Genomic DNA, 18,647 nt, shown 5'->3' with positions numbered 1-18,647 from the left:
GCGTCACTCTCCTACAGGAGGAAGTTCACTCACCCGGTTCTCCCACTTCGTGGAGAGTACGACCGTGGTGCGGGTCCGGGCCACGCCTTTTGTGCCCGAGATCCGCTTCACCACCGATTCCAGGCCGGCCACGTCGGCCACCCGGACCTTGAGCATGTAGGAGTCGTCACCCGCGATGAACCAGCAGTCCTCGACCTCGTTGAGGTCCTTGAGCCGGAACGCCACGTCCTCGTGGTCCGCGGCGTCCGTGAGCTGCAGGCCGATCAGGGCCGTGACGCCGAAGCCGAGCGAGGCCGGGTTGACCGTCGCCCGGTAGCCGGTGATGACCCCGGCCTGCTCCAGGCGGTTGATGCGGTCCGTGACGCTCGGGCCGGAGAGTCCGACCAACCGGCCCAGCTCGGCGTAGGACGCACGGCCGTTCTCCCGGAGCGCCTGGATGAGCTGTCTGTCCACCGTGTCCATATACCGTCCGCGTCCTTCCGAACCTCTCCAGACCCACAGATCATTATCCGGATTCAAAGGCGCTGTGCGCCGACCGACCCGGATATCGCAGAGAAGATACTCTCCCGCCTTCGGTCTCCTTACTCCCCCTCAGCCGTAGCGCCGTCCTCGCGCCCGGTCCGGCGGGCCGCCGCGCCCAACTCCCCTTCCCAGCGCAGGTACAGGGAATGCGGTACGCCGACGGCGTCGAGGACCCGTCCGGCGACGAAATCCACGAGTTCGCGCACGGTGGAGCCGCCGGCGTAGAAACCGGGCGAAGCGGGCAGGACGACCGCGCCCTGCGCGTCGAGTTCCACCAGGTGCTTCAACGTCACCCCGTTGAGTGGCGTCTCGCGGACGCACACGACGAGCGGCCGGCGCTCCTTGAGGGTGACGCTGGCGACCCGCTGCAGCAGGTCCTTGCTCAGGCCCAGCGCGATCCCGGCCACCGCGCCGGTGGTCGCGGGCACCACCAGCATGCCCTTGGCGGGGTACGAGCCGCTGGACGGGCCGGCCGCGAAGTCCCCGGCGGGCCAGTAGCGGACGTCGTCCAGGCCGTCCTCGGGGCCCTCGATGCCCAGCCAGGCGGCCAGGTCGGCGCGCCAGTGGGCGTCCCGGAAGGAGATGCCGGTCTCGTCCAGGATGGTCAGCCGGGCGGCCCGGCTGACGATCAGGTCCACCGCCTCGCCCGCGGCCAGCAGCCCCCGGATCACCGAGGCCGCGTACGGCGTCCCCGACGCGCCCGAGACCCCTACCACCCACGGCTGACGCTTCGCATTTCCCATGGGGCATTTCTATCCGGCTTCCCCCGGTCCGGCCGCATCCGCGGCTGCCCCTGGAAGGATGGGGGCCATGGCAGCGACCCTCGTCGACCTCACCCATCAGGTGACCACCGCGATGCCGGTCTACCCCGGCGATCCGGCCGTCCTGCTGGCGCCCGCGCTCACCACCGCCACCGCCGGGGTGAACGTGCTGGCCCTGCACCTCGGCTCGCAGTCCGGGACGCACGTGGACGCGCCGTACCACGTGGACGTCACCTGGCCGACCCTGGACGGGCTGCCGCTGGAGCGGTTCACCGGGCCGGCCGTGCTCGCCGACCTGCGCGGGCTGGAGCCCCGGGCGGCCGTCACCCCCGAGCTGCTCGCTCCCGCGCTGGAGCGGGCCGTGGGCTCCGGTGACGGCACCGTCCTGCTGCTGGCCACCGGCTGGGCCCGGCACTGGGGCACCGACGCCTACCTCGCCCACCCGAGCCTGACGCCGGCCGCAGCCGAGGCCATCGTGGCCGCCGGGGTGCGCACGGTCGGGGTGGACGCGCTCAGCGTCGACCCGACGCCCGACCCGGGGCCGGGCGACCCCGCGGTGGCCGCGCTGCTGGCCGACCTCACCGACGAGCACGACCCGGACGCCGCCGACGAACCGTCACTCGCCGCACACCGGGTGCTGCTGGGGGCGCCCGGCGGCGGGGTGATCGCCGAGAACCTGACCGACCTGCGGGCGCTGCTGGAGGCCCAGGAGGCCGGCCTGCCGGTGACGGTCTCGCTGTTCCCGCTGCGGCTGGTCGCGGCGGACGGCGCCCCGGTGCGGGCGGTGGCCCGGCTGGGCTGAACCGCGCCGATCGCCGCCGCCCGTACGCCACTTGGTCTAGACCATCCCCCGGTGGCGCCAGTACGCTGTCCGCCCATGGCTGAGATCATCGGAGTGATCGAGCGACTGTGGCGCTACCCCGTGAAATCCGCCGGCGGCGAGCGGCTCGACTCCGTCGAGGTGGACGGGCGCGGCCTGGCCGGCGACCGCCTCTACGCCGTCCGCGACGCGGCCGGGAAGCTCGGCTCCGGCAAGAACACCCGCCGCTTCCGCCGGATGGACGGCCTGTTGCGCCTCTCCGCCCGCCTCGGCCACCGGATCGACGGCCCCGAGCTGTTCGACCCGCTCGGTCGCCCGGTCGACCGGCCGACCGCCTTCCTGCGCGCCTACCTCCAGCGCGAGGACGTCGAACTCGCCCGCGAGGACGCCGTCTCGCACTTCGACCGGCTGCCGGTCAGCGTGCTCACCACCGCCACCCTGGACTGGGTCCGCGAGGCCGTCCCCTTCGCCGTCGTCGACGAGCGGCGCTTCCGGCCCAACATCGTGCTGCGCACCCCGCCCGGCACCCCGCCGTTCGTCGAGGACGCCTGGTTCGGCCACCAGGCCCGCGCCGAGGCTCCGGGCAGCGCCCGGCTCGCCTTCGTCACCTCCAGCGAGCGCTGCGCGATGACCGGCGCGCCGCAGCCGGGGCTGCCGCACGCACCCGAGATCCTCAAGGCCGTCGTGCACGCCCACGACGGCCGCCTCGACGCCCTCGCCGAGGTCGCCGCCCCGGGCCGGCTCCGGGTCGGCGACCGACTGATCCTTGCCTGACGCTTCGTCAACTTCCGCTGCGCGGGGGGCCGATCAGACAGAACGGGTGACCGGCCGGGTCGACGAAGACGCTCCACCGGCCCGCGTCGTACAGGTGGGCGGCGCCGAGGGCGCGCGCCTCGCGCGCGGCGACGGCGAGGTCCGCCACGTCGAGGTCCAGGTGTGCCTGCTGGGGGTGCTCCGGGTCCCCCCAGCGCGGCGGGCGGTGGTCGGCGACCTGCTGGAAGCAGAGCACGAGGCCGCCGTCGAGGTGCAGGGTGGACCAGCCCGCGCCCAGCGACCAGCGCGGATCCGGGCGGTCCACCTCGCCGCCGAGCAGGCCGGCGTAGAAGCGGGCCGGCGCCGCCGGGTCGGAACAGTCGAGCACGAGGCACTGCAGGGTACCGATCACGGTTCTTCTCGGGTCGGGTCGCCGTCGCTCCCGGACTCCGCCCCGGGCAGGGCGACCGCCCGCAGGTAGGCGTCGGCGAACAGGTCGATGGACTCCTCCAGCGAGGGCAGCCCCGCACCCAGTGCGGGTTCGAGCACCGGCCGCAGCAGGATGTGCGTGATCAGCGGGCCGAGCAGCAGTTGGACCAGCACCGGGAGCGGCAGCGGCCGCAGCCGGCCGGCCTCGATGTGCGGCCGCAGCAGCCCGTTCAGCCCCTCGAACATCCGCGGCAGGTTGGCCGCCATCATCCGGGCGGCGGGGCCGCCGGGGCGGCTGAACAGGTCGGCGAAGACGGCCGGAACGATCCGGGGCTCCCGCCCGAAGGCCGCGGCGAAGGCGTCGTAGAACGCCCGGACGGTGTCCGGCAGGCTCTCCGGCGGGTCGGCCGCCAGCGCCTCCAGGTCCGGCAGCGGGCCGTACTGCCCGAAGACGGCGGCGAGCAGGCCGTCCCGTCCCTCGAAGACGGTGTGCAGGCTGGGCAGCGAGCACCCGGCCCGGTCGGCGACGGCGTCCAGGGTGATCCCGGCCAGGCCGCGCTCGGCCACCAGCAGGGCCGCCGCCTCGATCGCGCGCTCGCGCACCGGCGGCCGGCCGCCCGGGTCGACCCCCGCCTGCCGGACGGCCTCGTCCAGCGCCGCCCGGGAGCCGCCCAGCCGGCGCAACAGCGTGCTGCGGGAGATGCCGGCCGCCGAGGCGATCGCCGTCAGCGGGACGTCGGCGACGTCCCGGTCCCGCTCCTTCGCCGCCGCGAGGGCGGCCGCCACCAGATCCTCCATGTGGAGCATCGTACTACTTGACACCTGAGACGGTTCCATAGAGTCTGTAAATGCAAGTTCCACGCGGGAAGTGATCAGTCGAACACTGAGGGAGACAGTCATGAGCGTCGTGATCTCCGGGGGCGGACCGGCCGGAATGATGCTGGGCCTGCTGCTGGCCCGCGCGGGCGTCGACGTGACGGTGCTGGAGAAGCACGGGGACTTCCTGCGCGACTTCCGCGGCGACACCGTCCACGCCTCCACCGTGCGGCTGATGGACGAGCTCGGCCTCGGCCGGGAGTTCGCCGCACTGCCGCAGAGCCGGCTCGGCAACATGGTGGTGACGGTGCCCGGCGCCGGCCCGGTCGCCCTGAGCGCCTTCGAGCGACTGCCCGCGCCGTACGACTACATCGCGATGATCCCGCAGTGGGACCTGCTCGACTTCCTGGTCGCGGCGGCGAAGCGGGAACCCACCTTCACGGTGCGGATGAACACCGAGGCCACCGGACTGCTCCGGGAGGGCGGCCAGGTGGTCGGCGTGCGGTACCGCACCCGGGACGGCGAGGAGGGCGAGCTCCGTGCCGCGCTCACCGTCGCCGCCGACGGCCGGCACTCCACCCTGCGCCGGGAGTCCGGCCTGGTGCCCGAGGAGTTCCCGGTGCCCTTCGACACCTGGTGGTTCCGCCTCCCCCGGCACGCCGACGAGCAGGCCGCGCCGCCCAGCCTCACCCCCGGCTTCGGGCACGGCGACATGGCGCTCAGCCTCACCCGCGACGACTACTTCCAGATCGCCTACTTCCGCGCCAAGGGCACCGACCCGCAGCTGCGCGCCGAGGGCATCGAGCACTTCCGCGAGCGGATCGCCCGACTGCTGCCCCAGTACGCCGACCGGGTCGACCGGCTGGCGGGCCTGGACGACGTCCACCTGCTCGACGTCAAGCTCAACCGGCTGGACCGCTGGTACACCGACGGGCTGCTGCTGATCGGCGACGCCGCCCACGCGATGTCCCCGGCCGGCGGGGTGGGCATCAACCTCGCCATCCAGGACGCCGTCGCGGCCGCCGCCCTGCTCGCCGAACCCCTGCGGCGCGGCCGGCCCACCGAGGCGGCCCTGGCCCGGGTGCAGCGCCGCCGGTGGCGGCCGACCGTGATCATGCAGCGCCTGCAGCGGGTCCTGCACCGCGTGATGTTCCAGCCCGTCCTCACCGGCCGCCGGGTCGGCCCGCCGATGCAGCTGGTGCTGCTCTCCCGCTACGTCCCCGGCTTCCCCGCGCTGCTGTCCCGCATGATCGCCTTCGGCCCGCTCCCCGAGCACGCCCCGGCCTTCGCCCGACGCGACGCCTGAAGTTCGCTCGTTCGAGTGACCGTCGCGGCGCGGGGCGGCGGGCTGTAGCAGGCTCCTCCTCGACGCTGACGAACCGTCAACGCATCGCGGAACCAAGGGAGCCCGTCATGGCCAACGTCCCGAAGAGCCTCAAGTACACCAGGGACCACGAGTGGGTGGAGACCATGGGCAAGGACAAGGTGCGGGTGGGCATCACCTACTACGCACAGAAGCAGCTCGGCGACATCGTCTTCGTCGACGTCCCCACCGAGGGGAAGACCCTCGACGCCGAGGAGGTGTTCGGCACGGTGGAGTCCGTCAAGTCGGTCAGCGACCTCTTCCTGCCGCTCACCGGCTCGATCACCACCCTGAACGAGGCACTGTCCGACGAGCCCGAGCTGATCAACGCCGACCCCTACGGCGACGGCTGGATCATCGAGCTCACGCTGACCAAGCCCGACGAGCTGAAGTCCCTGCTCACGGCCGACCAGTACGAGAAGCTCATCGCCGAGTAACAGCAGGGCCGGCCGATCGTCCGGCGAACCGGCCGTTCGGACGGGCCGGTCGAGGGGAACGACCGAGGGCATGACGATCCCTCACCGCTCGACCGGCACCGGCGACCACCACGTCCTGGTCCTGCACGACTGGTTCGGCACCAGCGCGGGCTGGGGCCCGTTCCTCGACTACCTCGACGGCGGCGCCTTCGGCTACGCCTTCCTCGACTACCGCGGCTACGGCGAGCGCAAGGACGTGACCGGCGACTACACCCTCGCCGAGATCGCCTCCGACGCCCTCGCCCTGGCCGACCAGCTCGGCTGGGACCGCTTCTCGGTGGTCGGCCACTCGATGGGCGGCAAGGCGGCGCAGCAGGTGCTCGCCGAGGCGCCGCTGCGGGTGCGCAAGCTGGTCGGCCTGGCCCCGGTGCCCGCCGGGGCCTACCCGCTGGACGAGGCCGGCGAGGCGCTGTTCTACGGCGCCGCCGAGGACCGGGAGAAGCGCCTCGCGATCCTCGACCTGGTCACCGGGCAGCGGGCCGGCCGGATCTGGCTGGACCGGATGGTCGACCAGTCCCTGCACCTGTCCACGCCCGAGGCCTTCGGCGGCTACGTCCGCGACTGGACCACCGCCGACCTGGAGCGGCGGATCAGCGGCAACCCGGTGCCGGTCAAGGTGATCGTCGGCTCGCACGACCTCGCCCTGACCGCCGACGTCATGCGCGGGACGTGGCTCACCCACTACCCCAACGCGGAGTTGGAGGAGCTCGGCGGCAGCGGCCACTACCCGATGTACGAGGCGCCGGTCGCCCTGGCCGCGTCGCTGGAGGGCTTCCTGCACGACTGACGCCCCAACTCCCGCGCGTGGGACGTCGGACGGGCCGACCTCCCACGTCCGACCCGGGGGAGCTCCGAACAAGTCTGCTATACTGCCCGCAGGTTCGTGATCTCCGAGCCGGTTTCCCCGAGGCGCTGCACGGTGGCTCCGCCACCCCGCCTCTCCCGCTCGCTCCCCGGCTCGACGGGTGCACCGCGGCGGACCGCAGTACCGACACACAGCACAGCACCCCGACGACGCGTTCCCCGACCACCGGGACCCACGATCGTCGACCGCGAACACCCTCCCGGCCACCGGCCGGGAGGGTGTTCGTCGTTTCCACCCCCGTCACCGGCGCGCGCCACCAGGCACGCCGGCCTTCGCCATGGAGTCCGCTATGACGTCTTCCCCACCGGAGCACCCGGCCGAGCCGGACGAGCTCCACCGTGAGCAGAACCGACTCGGCCTGCTCTACCGTCAGATGGACGTCCTGCGCGAGGAGACCGGCCGGGAACTGCGCGACGTGCTGTACGAGTCCACCGGCACCGCACAGGCGCGGGTGGAGCGCGGCGCCACGGCGGCGCGGCTCGGCCGGCGGCTGGCCGCCCTGGAGGCCGCCGAGCACGGCCTGTGCTTCGGCCGGCTCGACCGGACGGCCGGAGACCGGCTCTACGTCGGCCGGATCGGCGTCCCGGGCGTCGGCCCGGACGACGACCCGCTGCTCATCGACTGGCGCGCCCCCGCCGCCCGGCCGTTCTACACCGCCACCGCCGCCGCCCCCCAAGGGGTCCGGCTGCGCCGCCACCTGCTGACCCGCAACCGCCGGGTCCTGCGGGTGGACGACGAGGCGTTCGACGGCCTCGCCGCCATCCCCGACGACACCCTGCAGCTCTCCGGCGAGGCCGCGCTGCTGGCCGCGCTCCGGGAGGGCAAGACCGGCCGGATGAAGGACGCCGTCGCCACCCTCCAGGCCGAGCAGGACCGCATCATCCGCGCGCCGCACACGGGCGTCCTGGTCGTCCAGGGCAGCCCGGGCACCGGCAAGACCGTCGTCGCCCTGCACCGCGCCGCCTACCTGCTCTACACCCACCAGCGCCTGGAGCGCACCGGAGTCCTGGTCGTCGGTCCGAACCCGGTCTTCCTCGACTACGTCGGCCAGGTCCTGCCCGGCCTCGGCGAGACCAGCGTGCTGCTGTCGTCCGTCGGCGGGCTGTACCCCGGGCTCTCGGCCGTCGGCGAGGAACCGCCGGGCGCCGCCGAGGTCAAGGGCCGGCTGGCCATGGCCGACATCCTGGCGGCGGCCGTTCGGGCCCGCCAGGCGGCCGTCACCGAACCGGTCGAGGTGGTGCTCGGCGGCGAGTTCATCCGGCTGACCCCCGAGTTCCTGGCCGAGGCCGCAGCCGATGCGACCGGGGACGGCGTCCAGCACAACCTCGCCCGGCCCGCGTTCCGCGAGGCCCTGTTCGACGAACTGGCCGACCGGCTGGCCCGGGTGATCGGCGAGATCGAGGCGGGTTTCGAGGACATCCTGGCCGGTCAGCTCGACGTCTCGGAACTCGACCGGGCCATCAAGGAGGACCTGGCCGGCGTGTTCGGCGAGGGCGTCGCCGCGTACGACCTCAAGGCGCAGGAGCCGGTCGAGTTCGCCGAACGGAAGGCCCACTGGCTGGACGCGCTGCCCCGCGACCCGGTGGCCCGCAAGCTGCTGGACTCGCTGTGGCCCCTGCTCACCCCGGAGCAGCTGCTCACCGAGCTGTTCGCCGACCCCGGCCTCCTCGCCGAGGCGGCACCTCGGCTCGGCGACGCCGAACGGGCGCTGCTGCGGCGCGCGCCGACGGCTCCCTGGACGCCCTCCGACGTCCCGCTCCTCGACGAGGCGGCCGAACTGCTCGGCCACGACGACCGGGCCGAGACCGCGCGGGAGGCCGCCCGGCGGGAGGAGCGGAACGACTACGCCCAGGGCGTTCTGGACATCGCGCGCGGCTCCCGCGACCGGGACGGGTCGTCGGAGGAGTCCGAGCAGCTGCACGTCTCCGACCTGCTCAGCGCCGAACAGCTGGCCACCTGGCACGCGGAGGCGGATTCGCGCACCATCGCGGAACGCGCCGCGACCGACCGCTCCTGGGTCTTCGGCCACGTCATCGTCGACGAGGCGCAGGACGTGTCGCCGATGACCTGGCGCCTGCTGGTGCGCCGCTGCCCCACCCGCTCCTTCACCATCGTCGGGGACGTGGCGCAGCGCAGTGAGGCCGCCGACTCGGTCTCCTGGCGGCAGATCCTCGAACCGGTCTTCGGCGCCCGCTGGCGGCTGACCGAACTGACCGTCAACTACCGCACTCCCGTCGAGATCATGGCGGCCTCGCACCGGGTGCTGGCGGAGATCGCCCCGGACCTCAGCCCGGCACACGCGGTCCGCGACGGCGCCGAGCCACCCCGGTACGAGCGCACCACCCCCGAGGAGTTCCCGGCCCGGCTGGCCGAGGTGGCGGCCGGGGCGGCGCGCGGCGGCGCAGGCGCGCGGGTCGCCGTGATCGTGCCCACGGACGAGCTGGAACGGCTCGCCACGGCCGTCGCCGCGGCGGTCCCCGGCGCCTCCTGGGGCCCGGACCCCGACCTGGAACGGGGCGTCGCCGTCCTGAGCGTCCGGCAGGCCAAGGGGCTGGAGTTCGACTCGGTCGTGGTGGCCGATCCCCAGGGGATGCTGGACGGCTCCCCGCGCGGACTCAGCGACCTCTACGTGGCACTGACCAGGGCGAGCCGGAGCCTGCACGTGCTGCACCCCGGCCCGCTGCCGGCCGTCCTGGACCTCCGCGACCGGCAGCCCTCCTGACCGGTCCGTCGGCGCCCTCCGCGCTCCCCCTCCGTCCTCCTGCCCTCCGTTTCTCCTGCCCTCCGTTTCTCTCGCCCGGACAAGGAATCCACCAACGACATGTCGACCACGCTGACCGTCCCGCTCCGCCAAGTCGCGGGGTTCCGGAACTTCTGGCTCTCCCGTGCGGTCTCCGGCCTCGGGTCCGCCATCACCACCGTCGCCCTGCCCGTCCTGGTCTTCCAGGAGAGCGGGTCGCCCCTGCTGGTCTCGCTGGTCGCGGCCTCCGCGACCCTGCCCTACCTCGCCTTCGGCCTGATCGCAGGGGCCGTCTCGGACCGGGTGGACCGGCGCACCCTGATGATCGTGACCGACGTCCTCAACGCCCTCTGCATCGGCTCCGTCCCGCTGGCCTGGGCGATGGGCTGGCTGACGGCCGGTCACGTCGTCGCGGTGGCCTTCCTGTCGTCGAGCCTCGCCCTGTTCTTCGACGCGGGGGTGTACGGCTTCGTGCCCGACATCGTCGGGAAGGAGAGCCTGACCCAGGCCAACAGCGCGATCTACGGCGCGGAGACGGTCGTCCGCATCGCCGGCAACGCGGTGGCGGGCGGGCTCATCGCGCTGTTCCGTCCGGCCGGCACGCTCGCCCTGGACGCCCTGAGCTTCGCCGTCTCGGCGATCTTCATCAGGGCCGTCACCAATGTCGCGGCCCGGATCGCACCGGCGGGCGCGCGGCCGGGCTTCAAGGAGTCGATCAGCGAGGGCCTGCGCTTCCTGGCCGGCCATCCCACGCTGCGGGTCATGACGCTGGTCGGCACCCTCCAGTCGTTCTCCGGCGGTGCCATCGTCGGCCAGCTGGTGGTCTTCGCCGACCGGGTGCTGGGCATCCACGGCTCGGACGGGCGCATCGGCCTGCTCTACATGGCCTGGAGTGCCGGCGGCATCGGCGGGTCCATGCTGTTGCCCCGGCTGCGGCGCCGCTTCGACGCCTTCCCGCTGCTGCTGTGGGTGCTGCCGGTCGGGGCGCTGCTCGGCCTCGTCGTCGTCCTCACCACCGACTGGCGGGTCGCCCTGGTGGCGCTCGCGGTGTGGGGCACGGCCTACCTGGTCGTCCTGGTGAACACCATGACCTACTCCCAGGAGGTCACGCCGCCCGAGCTCCAGGGCCGGGTCAACACCACCCGCCGGATGCTGTCCTCGGGCCTGGGCGTCCCGCTCGGCGCGCTGGTGGCGAGCAGCATCACCCTGTCCGTCGGCATCCGGGCCGGGATGGCCACCGCGGTCGTCTCGATCGCCCTCGCCGCCGTGGTCGTGTGGGTGGTGCGGCTGAGCGGTCGGCTGAGCCCGGCGCAGTAGCCGGGAAAGGCCGCGCCGCCCTGCGGTCTGCAGGGCGGCGCGGCCTCGTGGTCACGGTCGGAGTGGTCCGAGTGGTCGGAACCGGCTCACCGGCCGGGATCCGTCTCGAACCGGCGGCGGATCCAGCCGAAGAAGGCGTCCGCGACCTTGCCGAGCTCCGGCTCGGGCATCATGGTGAAGCCGCCGTGCGCGGTGCTCCACTCGTTGAGCACCGGGCCGGAGTCGGTCATCAGCCAGTCGATGCACATCCACTCGGCCCGCAGGTCCTGCGCCATCCGGCCGCAGAGATCGGCGACCTCGACATGGTCCTCGTTCACCTCGATGCTCCCGCCCTGGCTGACGCTGGCCAGGTAGCCGCCGGGCCGGGGACGGCGGGTCAGGGAGGAGACGACCTTGCCGTCGGCCACGAAGACGCGCATGTCGCCGAGGTGCTCGATCAGGGGCTGCACGATGTACCCGGCACCGGCCTGGGCGGCGATGTCGATCGTCGCCGCGAGCTGCTGGTCGGAGTCGACCCGCAGGACGCCGTAACCGCCGGTCATCTCACGCGGCTTGACGACGTACGGTCCGTCGCCGAGCTCCCGCCGCACCTCCTCGATCGCCCGGCGGGCGTACTTGCCGGGGGGCACGGTGACGGTCGGCGCGGTCGGGATGCCCAGGCCGGCGGCGTGCTGGAGCTGTGCGAGCTTGTCGCGCTCCAGGTAGTCGGGGCCGTCGAACGATCGGTTGAGCAGCACCGAGCCGCTGGCCTCGATGGTGCGGTAGACGGCGCGCAACGCCTGCAGGCCCTGCGGGTCGGTGGCCATGTCCTCCACGATGAAGCACTGCCGCTGCTCCAGCAGGTCCTCACCGCCGTGGCGCAGGACGGGCCGGCCCACGCAGGACGGCACCAGCTCCGTCGCCCTGATCACCCGGAAGTCGAAGCCGCGGGGCCGTGACAGCACCGAGTAGCGCCGGGTGATGCTCTGCTCGAACGCCTCCACCTCCGCCGGATCCGAGTCCTCGGACTGGTAGATCCATGTGATGACCGGGTTCATACGCCGTGAGTCCTTCTCTCGCTGGTGAGTGGCCGACCGCTACCGGGACACCCGGTTGCCGGGCGTCAGACCGAATCCGGCCGGGACCTGCGCCGGGTCACTGTCCTGGCTCACGATCCGGTTGTCGCCGTCCACGAAGACCACCCGGGGCTTGAGGTCCCGGGCCTCGTCCTCGGTGACCGTTCCGTACGCGATGAGGATGACCAGGTCCCCGGGGCTGATCAGGCGGGCGGCGGCACCGTTGATGCCGATGACCCCGGAGTCGCGGGGGCCCTCGATGACGTAGGTGGTGAGCCGGGCCCCGTTGTCGATGTCCACGATGTCGACCTGTTCGCCCGGGAGCAGGTCGGCGGCCTCCATGAGGTCGGAGCTCACGGTGACCGAGCCGACGTAGTGGAGGTCCGCCTGGGTCACGGTCGCGCGGTGGATCTTGGACTTCATCATGGAACGCAACATGATGCGGTCTCCTCGCATGGTGTGTGGGGGTTGAACTGCTAGGCCCGTTCGGGCAGTCGGGACCAGAGGAAGTAGTAGTCCTCGTAGCCGTCGCCGCACTCGAAGGCGCCGACGACCTCCAGGCCCGCCTTCTCGGCCATCCCGGTGAAGTCCTCCGGGGCGGAGAACCGGTGGTTCTCCTGGATGACGACGGACCCGCCGGGCCGCAGCCGATCCGCCGCCGCGTCGTAGAACTCCCGGTGGATGGCCCAGTCGGTGTCCTTCCAGATCAGCGGGGAGTGGCTGTGCTGGTACTCCGAGCCGGCCGCGGCCGCGTTGACGTGCGGCGGGTTGCCGACCATCAGGTCCCAACCCAGCTCGCCGGGCACGTCGTCGAAGCCGTCCGACAGGTGGAACCACACCTTCCCGTGGAGGTCGTTCGCCTCGACGGACCGCGCGACCGCCGCCCCGGCGTCGGGGTTCACGTCGCCCAGGTCGAGCCGGTCGCAGAGACCGGCCGCCAGCAGGGAGAAGCCGATGAATCCGGGGCCGGCGCACCACTCGAAGACCGAGCCGACCCGGCCGAACCGGGACCGGACGAACGGCTCGTAGGCCCGCCCGAAGGCGTTGCCCCCACCGTCGAGTTCGGCCGTGTAGGACACCGACAGCGGTCCGTACCGGGCCTGCGCGTAGGTCGTCATGCCATCCTCCTGGGAAGGGTTCGGGTGCCGGTCACCGGAGGGCGAGCGCCACGTTCGACAGGGCGCCGTGCCCGTGGATGCTGACCACGCCGTCCCGGTCCGGCGGCAGGTAGCGCACCATGCAGCCGGCGTCCCGCCGGTCGAACAGGAAGGGGCTGAACACCGGAACCACGTCGGCCTCGTGGCCGCCGGATCCGTCCGGCCCGGCGAACTCCATGCGGTAGGGCACGGGTTCCACCAGCTCCTGCGCGATGTGGTCCTCCGCCGCGACGGCCGCGGTGACCGCGGCCCGCCAGGTCCGCGGCGGGCACGAGCGGCCCATCAGGACCTTTGCGCCGCTCATCCCGATGGCGGGCTTCAGCACGAAGTCCTGCTGCCGGTCCAGCAGCAGTTCCGGCAGCGGCACCGTACGGCCGTGCCGCTCGACCGGACGGTCCCCGACCACCCGGGTCCACGGCAGGTAACGGGCGACGACCTCCCGGTCCCGGTCCGTCATCCACGGCCGGCCCTCGGAGACCCAGCCGAGCACCTTCTTGTTGGCGATCAGGTAGGCCGTCTGACTCGCGATCAGCCGGACCCCCGCGTCCAGCGCGGTCCGCACGGGCTCCAGGTCGATGCCGTGCGCACGCCATTCGAGGATCGTGAAGTGGCGCAGGCCGAGCCGGAAGCGGGGTTCGCCCGGCAGGCCGAGCCCTTCGAGCAGGTCCTCGGGCTCGAACACCTCGGCCGCCAGGCCGCGCCGGCGTAGCGACTCCGCCTGGACCTCGAAGTAGCGGCCGTTCCCCCCGAAGTCGCGGAGCGTGCCGACGATCGCCACCGCGGGCGGGACGCCGAGGTCCCGGACGGCGCGCGCGAAGAGGTCGTCGCGCACCGCGAGCGGGTCGACGGCGTCGAAGGGCATCCGCTCGGGGCCGCCGAACGCCGCCACCCAGGCGGCGGTGTGCAGGGCGGTGTCCACCACCCCGCCGATGCCGGAACCGATGTTGAACTCCACGAACTTGGGGCCGTCCGTGCCCACCATGACGTCGGGCCGGGCGATGCAGGTGGCGTAGTCCTCCTCCACCGGGCCGGCCATGACCAGGGGGTACATCCGCTCGTCGGCGCCGAGGGCGGCGATCCGCCCGGCCGCCGTGGGGGCGCGTTCCAGCAGGGTCCGCCGCAGCAGGCCCAGCAGCGCCGCGGTGGCGGTGAACAGTTCGTCGTAGGAGGCCCGCGGCAACAGGACCGGCCGCAGCGAGGCCGTGCTGGGCACCACGTGGACGTACTCGCCGTCCGCCAGCCGGGCCAACTCCGCCTGCACGGCGGCCGGTTCGACCCGGTTGTCGAGCGGCAGCGGCCCACTGCCGTACCACCGGGCGGTCACGAGCGGGCCCTTCCGGTGTTCCGGCCGGCCACCGGGGCGAGGAACCGGTCGAGGTCCACCTCGCGCACCCCCGCCACGCCGGGGGACTTGGCGGAGTAGTCGAGCTGCGGGGCGCGCTGCGCGTCGTGGAAGTAGACCGCCTCCAGGGAGCCGTCCGGGGCCTCGGCGAGCAGCGGGTTGGCGACCAGGTAGTCCCGCACCTCGGGGGTGTCGCTGCGGACCTGGAACCACAGCCGCTTGTGGCCGAAGTGGTTCGGCGGCAGGACCACGCTGGTGCCGAAGCGCCGCTTCCACTGGTAGGTGCCCTTGCTGAGGAAGGGCTCGGTGCCCTGGAAGTCGAGCCGGCGCACGCCGTGGCGGGCGCACCAATCGATCAGGAGGTGGTAGATCGCCTTGAACGCGCCGCTGTCGTAGTGCTGCTGCGAGCCGCCGGCCACGCCCAGCAGGCGCAGGGTCATGGTCCGGGAGGCCCGGTCCCAGTGGCAGAGCGCCCCGCCGATCCGCTCGCCGTCCTCGGAGAGGACGAACATCCGGCCGTCCCGGAAGAGGCACTCGTAGGAGACGTCCCTGGTCTCGGTGCGCTCCCGGGCCCCGTGCCGCTGGAACATGGTGGGGCGGTAGTAGTCGTCGTAGAAGCGGTCGAACCAGGCCGGGTCGCGGTCGAGGCCCCAGCTCCAGGCGTGGCCGCGCAGGTCGCGCCGGAACTGCTGGCGCTCCCGCTTGGAGATGCGCTGCTGCGCGCTCTCCGGGTCCCCGTCGAAGTCGATCACGAAGTGGACCCGCATCGGCACGACCAGGGAGGCGGCCCGCGGCAGTTCGCGGGCGCGCGCGGCACTCGTACCGACGATGACGATGTCCGCATCCGGCAGCCGGTCCGGAGCGCGGAGGGCCGCGCCGGTCAGCCGCCCGGTCCGGCGCGCGGCGCCGAGCCGGTCGGCGTCCCGCCGCAGTTCGGTGAACTCCAGGGTGTACGCGAGGCCCTCGGCCAGGCCCGCGTAGCTCACCGACAGGCCGCCGGCCTCGGACCGGACGGCCGGCACCCCGACACCGCCCCGGGTGTCCCACGCGGCCCGCGCGGTGGCGAGGACGTGGTTGCCGCTGTTGCGCCAGTGGTAGCCGGCGTGCATGCGCAGCCGCTGGTGCAGCGGGGAGCGCGGGGGCGGGACGGCGGGAAGCACGTCGGATCTCACCTCGGCAGGTCGTCGGTTCGTGCGGGCGGTACGGGGGCGGCGGTCACGAGGAGGGCGTGGCCTTCAGCACCACGTGCTTGAGGTCCTCGGCGTCCTCCACCGGGTGCAGGTCGCGGACGGTGAGGTGGCCGTAGTCCCCGGCGGAGTAGCTGCCGGACCCGTGGACCAGGATGTCGGTCTCGGTCACCAGCCCGCGGTCGACCGCGTTCAGGACGCCGGTCACCGCCATGGTCAGCGACCACTCGCGCAGCTCGGTGGGGTTCGCCGGCAGCCGTACCCCGGCCTCACCGAGCATCGCGCGGACCTGCCCGTAACGGCTCAGGCACTCGGCCAGCGAGACCACGATGCCGCCACCGCCCTGGCTGCGGATGATCTCGTTCATCCGCGGGGAGGTGGGCGGGTTCCGGGTGTAGAAGGTCGGGTCGAGCGTCTCGCCCGGGTCGAAGGTCGTGGCCGGGTAGCGCGGGTCGACGCCCTGTGCGAACAGTCCGGTCTCGGCGTCGAAGGCGTACGCGGGGAGGTTGGCGGTGTCGGTGGAGCCGTTGTTGTACAGGCTGAGCACCATGTCGGGCGCGCCCAGGTGCTGGACCAGGAGGTAGCGCGGCGGCAGGGTCCGCGCACGGACGTCCTCGGGGAGCCGGCTGCGCCCGTACGCGTGGCCGAGCAGGCCGTACGCACTGGACACCGCGTGGACGTGCAGCCGGGCCTGATCGGGCGCCGAGGGGAACAGCTCGGCCTCGGCCAGCGCTCTGACCACGTCCGCGGCCAGGTAGTTCTCCAGCTGCAGGGTGTACCAGAGGTTGGTCTCGCACTCCTTCTCCACCACGCCCCGGAACTGCTCGGCGAGTCCGAGGGCGATGGTCTTCACCGTGCCGGGCGCTTCACCGCCGTAGACCGCGATCGGGTTGCGCACCCGCAGCGCGGGGTCGGTGAACAGCTCCGAGGAGCGCAGCTTGGCCACCGAGCCCTCGGGGACCACGGTGACCACGTTGAGCTGGGCGGCGTCGACCAGACCGGTCCGGATGGCCCGCAGCACGGCGTCCCGCATGGCGATGGCCTTGTTGGCGGAGGACGGCGTGACGATGGTGACCCGCTGACCGGTGTCCTGGATGAAGCGGATCGCCCTGGCGACGATGACCAGCGACGCGAAGGTCTTGGTGGTCATGGTGGCCGGGTTGCGGGTGAGGTCGAGCAGTGCGAGGCGCCGGCCCCGGTACGACGGCATCCCGGCGTGGCCGAGGGCGGAGACGGACAGGTACTCGCGCATGGCGGGAGTGAGTTCGGGCAGTTCCACGCCCGGGGTGAACCCGTCGGCGTCGCTGTCGTCCCGGTCGCCCAGGAGGTCCCGCAGTGTCGCTCGGATCTCGTCGTAGTACTGGACAAGAGCGTTGTCGAGAACCACTTTTCCGTACCTTTCGGATACTGTTCCCGGCCACGGACCGGCATGTTCGGCCGAGGAGTTCGTTGTCCGTGACGGGGTGGACGTCCGCAGTCCGCGCGCGTGGTCGCCGCCTGCCGGCCGGCTCGGCCGTCGTGGTCGACCGCCTCCCGCGCCGGACCGTGCCCGGGGGAGGCCGCGAGCGCCGAGCGCCGGTGGGCGCCGGGCCACGGCAGCGGACGCGCGTTCATGGTGTCGGAGACCGAACGGAACCACCGAACGGCCGACAAACGGCGGGGCGGCCCACGGAATATCTCGTCGCCCCTGTTTCCCAACGCTCCGCGAGACGGTGGCACGGCCTGCTCCCGGAAACCTCGGCAGGTCGTGCCACCCGTTCTGCGCGTCTACTACGGCTTGGTTCCGATGTGGAAGCCGTGCTCGTAGTCGAGTTCGCCGACGGTCTTGACGTCGACGAATCCGACCTTGCTCAGCCAGCCCTCGAAATCGTCCGCGGGGTAGGCCATTCCCGTACCACTGGCGAGAATGTTGAAGTAGAGCCCGAGCCGCGCGCCGTAGATTCCCGTGGTCTCTTCATTCGTGACGTTGTAGTCGTAGATGAAGATCCGGCCGCCGCTGGGCAGCACGTCGTAGGCCTTCTTGAGAAGGGTGACGATCTGCTCCGGCGAGAAGATGCCGAGAACGTGGCTGAAAAGCACCGAGTCGGCACCCTCGGGGAAGGGGGTGTCGAAGAAGTCACCGGTGACCAGGTCGATCCGGTCGATGAAGGCCTGTGCTTCCTTGCCGTGGGCGAGCTCCGAGACGCTCGGCTGGTCGAAGACCGTCGAGCGCATGTTCGGGTAGCGGGCGAGCAGGCGGGCCGTGGTGGTGCTGTCGCCGCCGCCGATGTCCAGCAGGTGGCTGACGGTGCCGAACTCCTCGCGCTCCACCAGGTCGTTGATCGACGCGAGGGTGAAGGCCGCCATCGCCTTGTGGAAGACCGCTTCCAGCTCGGGGTTGCGGGTCAGCCGCTTGTAGAGCGTGGGCTCGTCGCCGGGGTAGCTCTCCAGCGCGGTGTTGGTGCCGGCCTTCAGGGCCTTGGTCATCTGACCGAAGGCGGGGTAGTAGATCTCCTTCCAGCCGATGAGGGTGTGCGCCCAGCTGTCGGGCTCGTCGGACGCCAGGAGGTCCTCGGCGACGGCGGAGTTGCGGTACTTCCCGTCGGTGCGCTCCATCAGACCGGCCGCGCAGATCCCCTGCAGCAGCACGCGGAGCTGGTGGGCCGGGACGCCGGAGAACTCGCGCAGCGCCTCGAAGTCGGAACCCGGGTTCTCCGACAGGTAGATGAACAGACGCAGCTCCGCCCCCGTCGCGGCGGCATTGAACAGCGCCGGCGCGTTCATGAGGAAGTCGAACTGCTGATAGTCAGGGCCACTCTTTTGCTGGCTTGGCATTGCCTCTGAGCCTCCGCACCGGAACTCTCGTGAAGTCCCGGATGGTTGGGTGGATTCGCGCCATCTGATGACGTAGCAGCTACGCAAACCGGAGTATTGATCGCTTGCGTGGACACCGTCAACCACCCGTCGATGTGACGCAGGTTACACCCACGCGCCCCACACGTGACGTTGCGTCACACAGTTCACTGTGCTTAGCATGACAAAAGTTTGTTGTGTAACTTGCCTTC

General features: G+C 72.2%; 18 protein-coding genes. 7 read left to right on the top strand and 11 right to left on the bottom strand.

The genetic code is table 11. From position 1 onward, the window contains the following. Positions 1-3: 3 nt before the first annotated feature. Complete coding sequence (locus ABTY56_RS08925) at positions 4-462, bottom strand: Lrp/AsnC family transcriptional regulator (protein ID WP_030055719.1); 459 nt, start codon at positions 460-462, stop codon at positions 4-6. Positions 463-581: 119 nt separating this feature from the next. Next, positions 582-1,265 (bottom strand): UbiX family flavin prenyltransferase, encoded by a 684-nt coding sequence (locus tag ABTY56_RS08920; RefSeq protein ID WP_350627695.1) that lies wholly within the window; start codon positions 1,263-1,265, stop codon positions 582-584. 67 nt (positions 1,266-1,332) lie between these two features. On the opposite strand from ABTY56_RS08920, the gene ABTY56_RS08915 reads away from it, so the two are divergent. Further along, positions 1,333-2,085, top strand: a complete 753-nt coding sequence (locus ABTY56_RS08915) for a cyclase family protein (protein WP_350627693.1) — start codon at positions 1,333-1,335, stop codon at positions 2,083-2,085. A gap of 75 nt (positions 2,086-2,160) precedes the next feature. Continuing rightward, a complete protein-coding gene (locus ABTY56_RS08910; protein WP_350627691.1) occupies positions 2,161-2,877 on the top strand; it encodes an MOSC domain-containing protein in 717 nt (238 codons plus the stop codon). A 7-nt stretch (positions 2,878-2,884) separates the two neighbouring features. On the opposite strand, the gene ABTY56_RS08905 is transcribed toward ABTY56_RS08910, so the two are convergent. Together ABTY56_RS08905 and ABTY56_RS08900 are read right to left on the bottom strand one after the other, a co-directional pair. Further along, entirely contained in the window at positions 2,885-3,268 is a 384-nt protein-coding gene (locus tag ABTY56_RS08905; RefSeq protein WP_350627689.1) for a VOC family protein, read from the bottom strand. After that, positions 3,265-4,083: a TetR/AcrR family transcriptional regulator gene (locus ABTY56_RS08900; protein ID WP_350627687.1), complete on the bottom strand. Its 819-nt coding sequence runs from the start codon at positions 4,081-4,083 to the stop codon at positions 3,265-3,267. The genes ABTY56_RS08905 and ABTY56_RS08900 overlap by 4 nt, the downstream gene beginning before the upstream one ends. Before the next feature lie 100 nt (positions 4,084-4,183). On the opposite strand from ABTY56_RS08900, the gene ABTY56_RS08895 reads away from it, so the two are divergent. The 5 genes from ABTY56_RS08895 (at position 4,184) to ABTY56_RS08875 (ending at position 10,862) form a co-directional block, all read left to right on the top strand. Further along, positions 4,184-5,407, top strand: coding sequence for an FAD-dependent oxidoreductase (locus ABTY56_RS08895; protein WP_350627685.1), 1,224 nt, complete (start codon positions 4,184-4,186; stop codon positions 5,405-5,407). 107 nt (positions 5,408-5,514) lie between these two features. Continuing rightward, on the top strand, positions 5,515-5,901 hold the full coding sequence (gcvH, locus tag ABTY56_RS08890; protein WP_350627683.1) for a glycine cleavage system protein GcvH: 387 nt from the start codon (positions 5,515-5,517) through the stop codon (positions 5,899-5,901). Between the two features lie 70 nt (positions 5,902-5,971). Continuing rightward, the gene (locus ABTY56_RS08885) at positions 5,972-6,727 is read left to right on the top strand and encodes an alpha/beta fold hydrolase (protein WP_350627681.1); all 756 of its coding nucleotides are present in this window, start codon (positions 5,972-5,974) and stop codon (positions 6,725-6,727) included. 367 nt (positions 6,728-7,094) lie between these two features. Further along, positions 7,095-9,527 (top strand): HelD family protein, encoded by a 2,433-nt coding sequence (locus tag ABTY56_RS08880; RefSeq protein WP_350627679.1) that lies wholly within the window; start codon positions 7,095-7,097, stop codon positions 9,525-9,527. A gap of 99 nt (positions 9,528-9,626) precedes the next feature. Further along, positions 9,627-10,862 (top strand): MFS transporter, encoded by a 1,236-nt coding sequence (locus ABTY56_RS08875; protein WP_350627677.1) that lies wholly within the window; start codon positions 9,627-9,629, stop codon positions 10,860-10,862. Positions 10,863-10,948: 86 nt separating this feature from the next. Here the strand turns inward: ABTY56_RS08875 and ABTY56_RS08870 are convergent, their stop codons facing one another. From ABTY56_RS08870 to ABTY56_RS08840, 7 genes are all read right to left on the bottom strand, one after another. After that, positions 10,949-11,899, bottom strand: coding sequence for an ATP-grasp domain-containing protein (locus ABTY56_RS08870; protein ID WP_350627675.1), 951 nt, complete (start codon positions 11,897-11,899; stop codon positions 10,949-10,951). Between the two features lie 39 nt (positions 11,900-11,938). After that, positions 11,939-12,355, bottom strand: a complete 417-nt coding sequence (panD, locus tag ABTY56_RS08865; RefSeq protein ID WP_350627673.1) for an aspartate 1-decarboxylase — start codon at positions 12,353-12,355, stop codon at positions 11,939-11,941. Between the two features lie 38 nt (positions 12,356-12,393). After that, complete coding sequence (locus tag ABTY56_RS08860; RefSeq protein WP_350627671.1) at positions 12,394-13,035, bottom strand: class I SAM-dependent methyltransferase; 642 nt, start codon at positions 13,033-13,035, stop codon at positions 12,394-12,396. A 31-nt stretch (positions 13,036-13,066) separates the two neighbouring features. Further along, complete coding sequence (locus ABTY56_RS08855; protein ID WP_350627669.1) at positions 13,067-14,398, bottom strand: hypothetical protein; 1,332 nt, start codon at positions 14,396-14,398, stop codon at positions 13,067-13,069. Continuing rightward, the gene (locus tag ABTY56_RS08850) at positions 14,395-15,576 is read right to left on the bottom strand and encodes a hypothetical protein (RefSeq protein WP_350627667.1); all 1,182 of its coding nucleotides are present in this window, start codon (positions 15,574-15,576) and stop codon (positions 14,395-14,397) included. Before ABTY56_RS08850 ends, ABTY56_RS08855 begins: the two co-directional genes overlap by 4 nt. 55 nt (positions 15,577-15,631) lie before the next feature. Further along, positions 15,632-16,990, bottom strand: coding sequence for a DUF6002 family protein (locus ABTY56_RS08845; RefSeq protein ID WP_350627665.1), 1,359 nt, complete (start codon positions 16,988-16,990; stop codon positions 15,632-15,634). Positions 16,991-17,373: 383 nt separating this feature from the next. After that, a complete protein-coding gene (locus tag ABTY56_RS08840; protein WP_350627663.1) occupies positions 17,374-18,417 on the bottom strand; it encodes a methyltransferase in 1,044 nt (347 codons plus the stop codon). Positions 18,418-18,647 lie beyond the last annotated feature (230 nt).

The sequence above is a fragment of the Kitasatospora sp. NPDC097691 genome, from assembly GCF_040302665.1.
Lineage (GTDB): Bacteria > Actinomycetota > Actinomycetes > Streptomycetales > Streptomycetaceae > Kitasatospora.
Note: the sequence above shows the minus strand (reverse complement) of the source record. Positions and strands in the feature narration are given on the sequence as shown.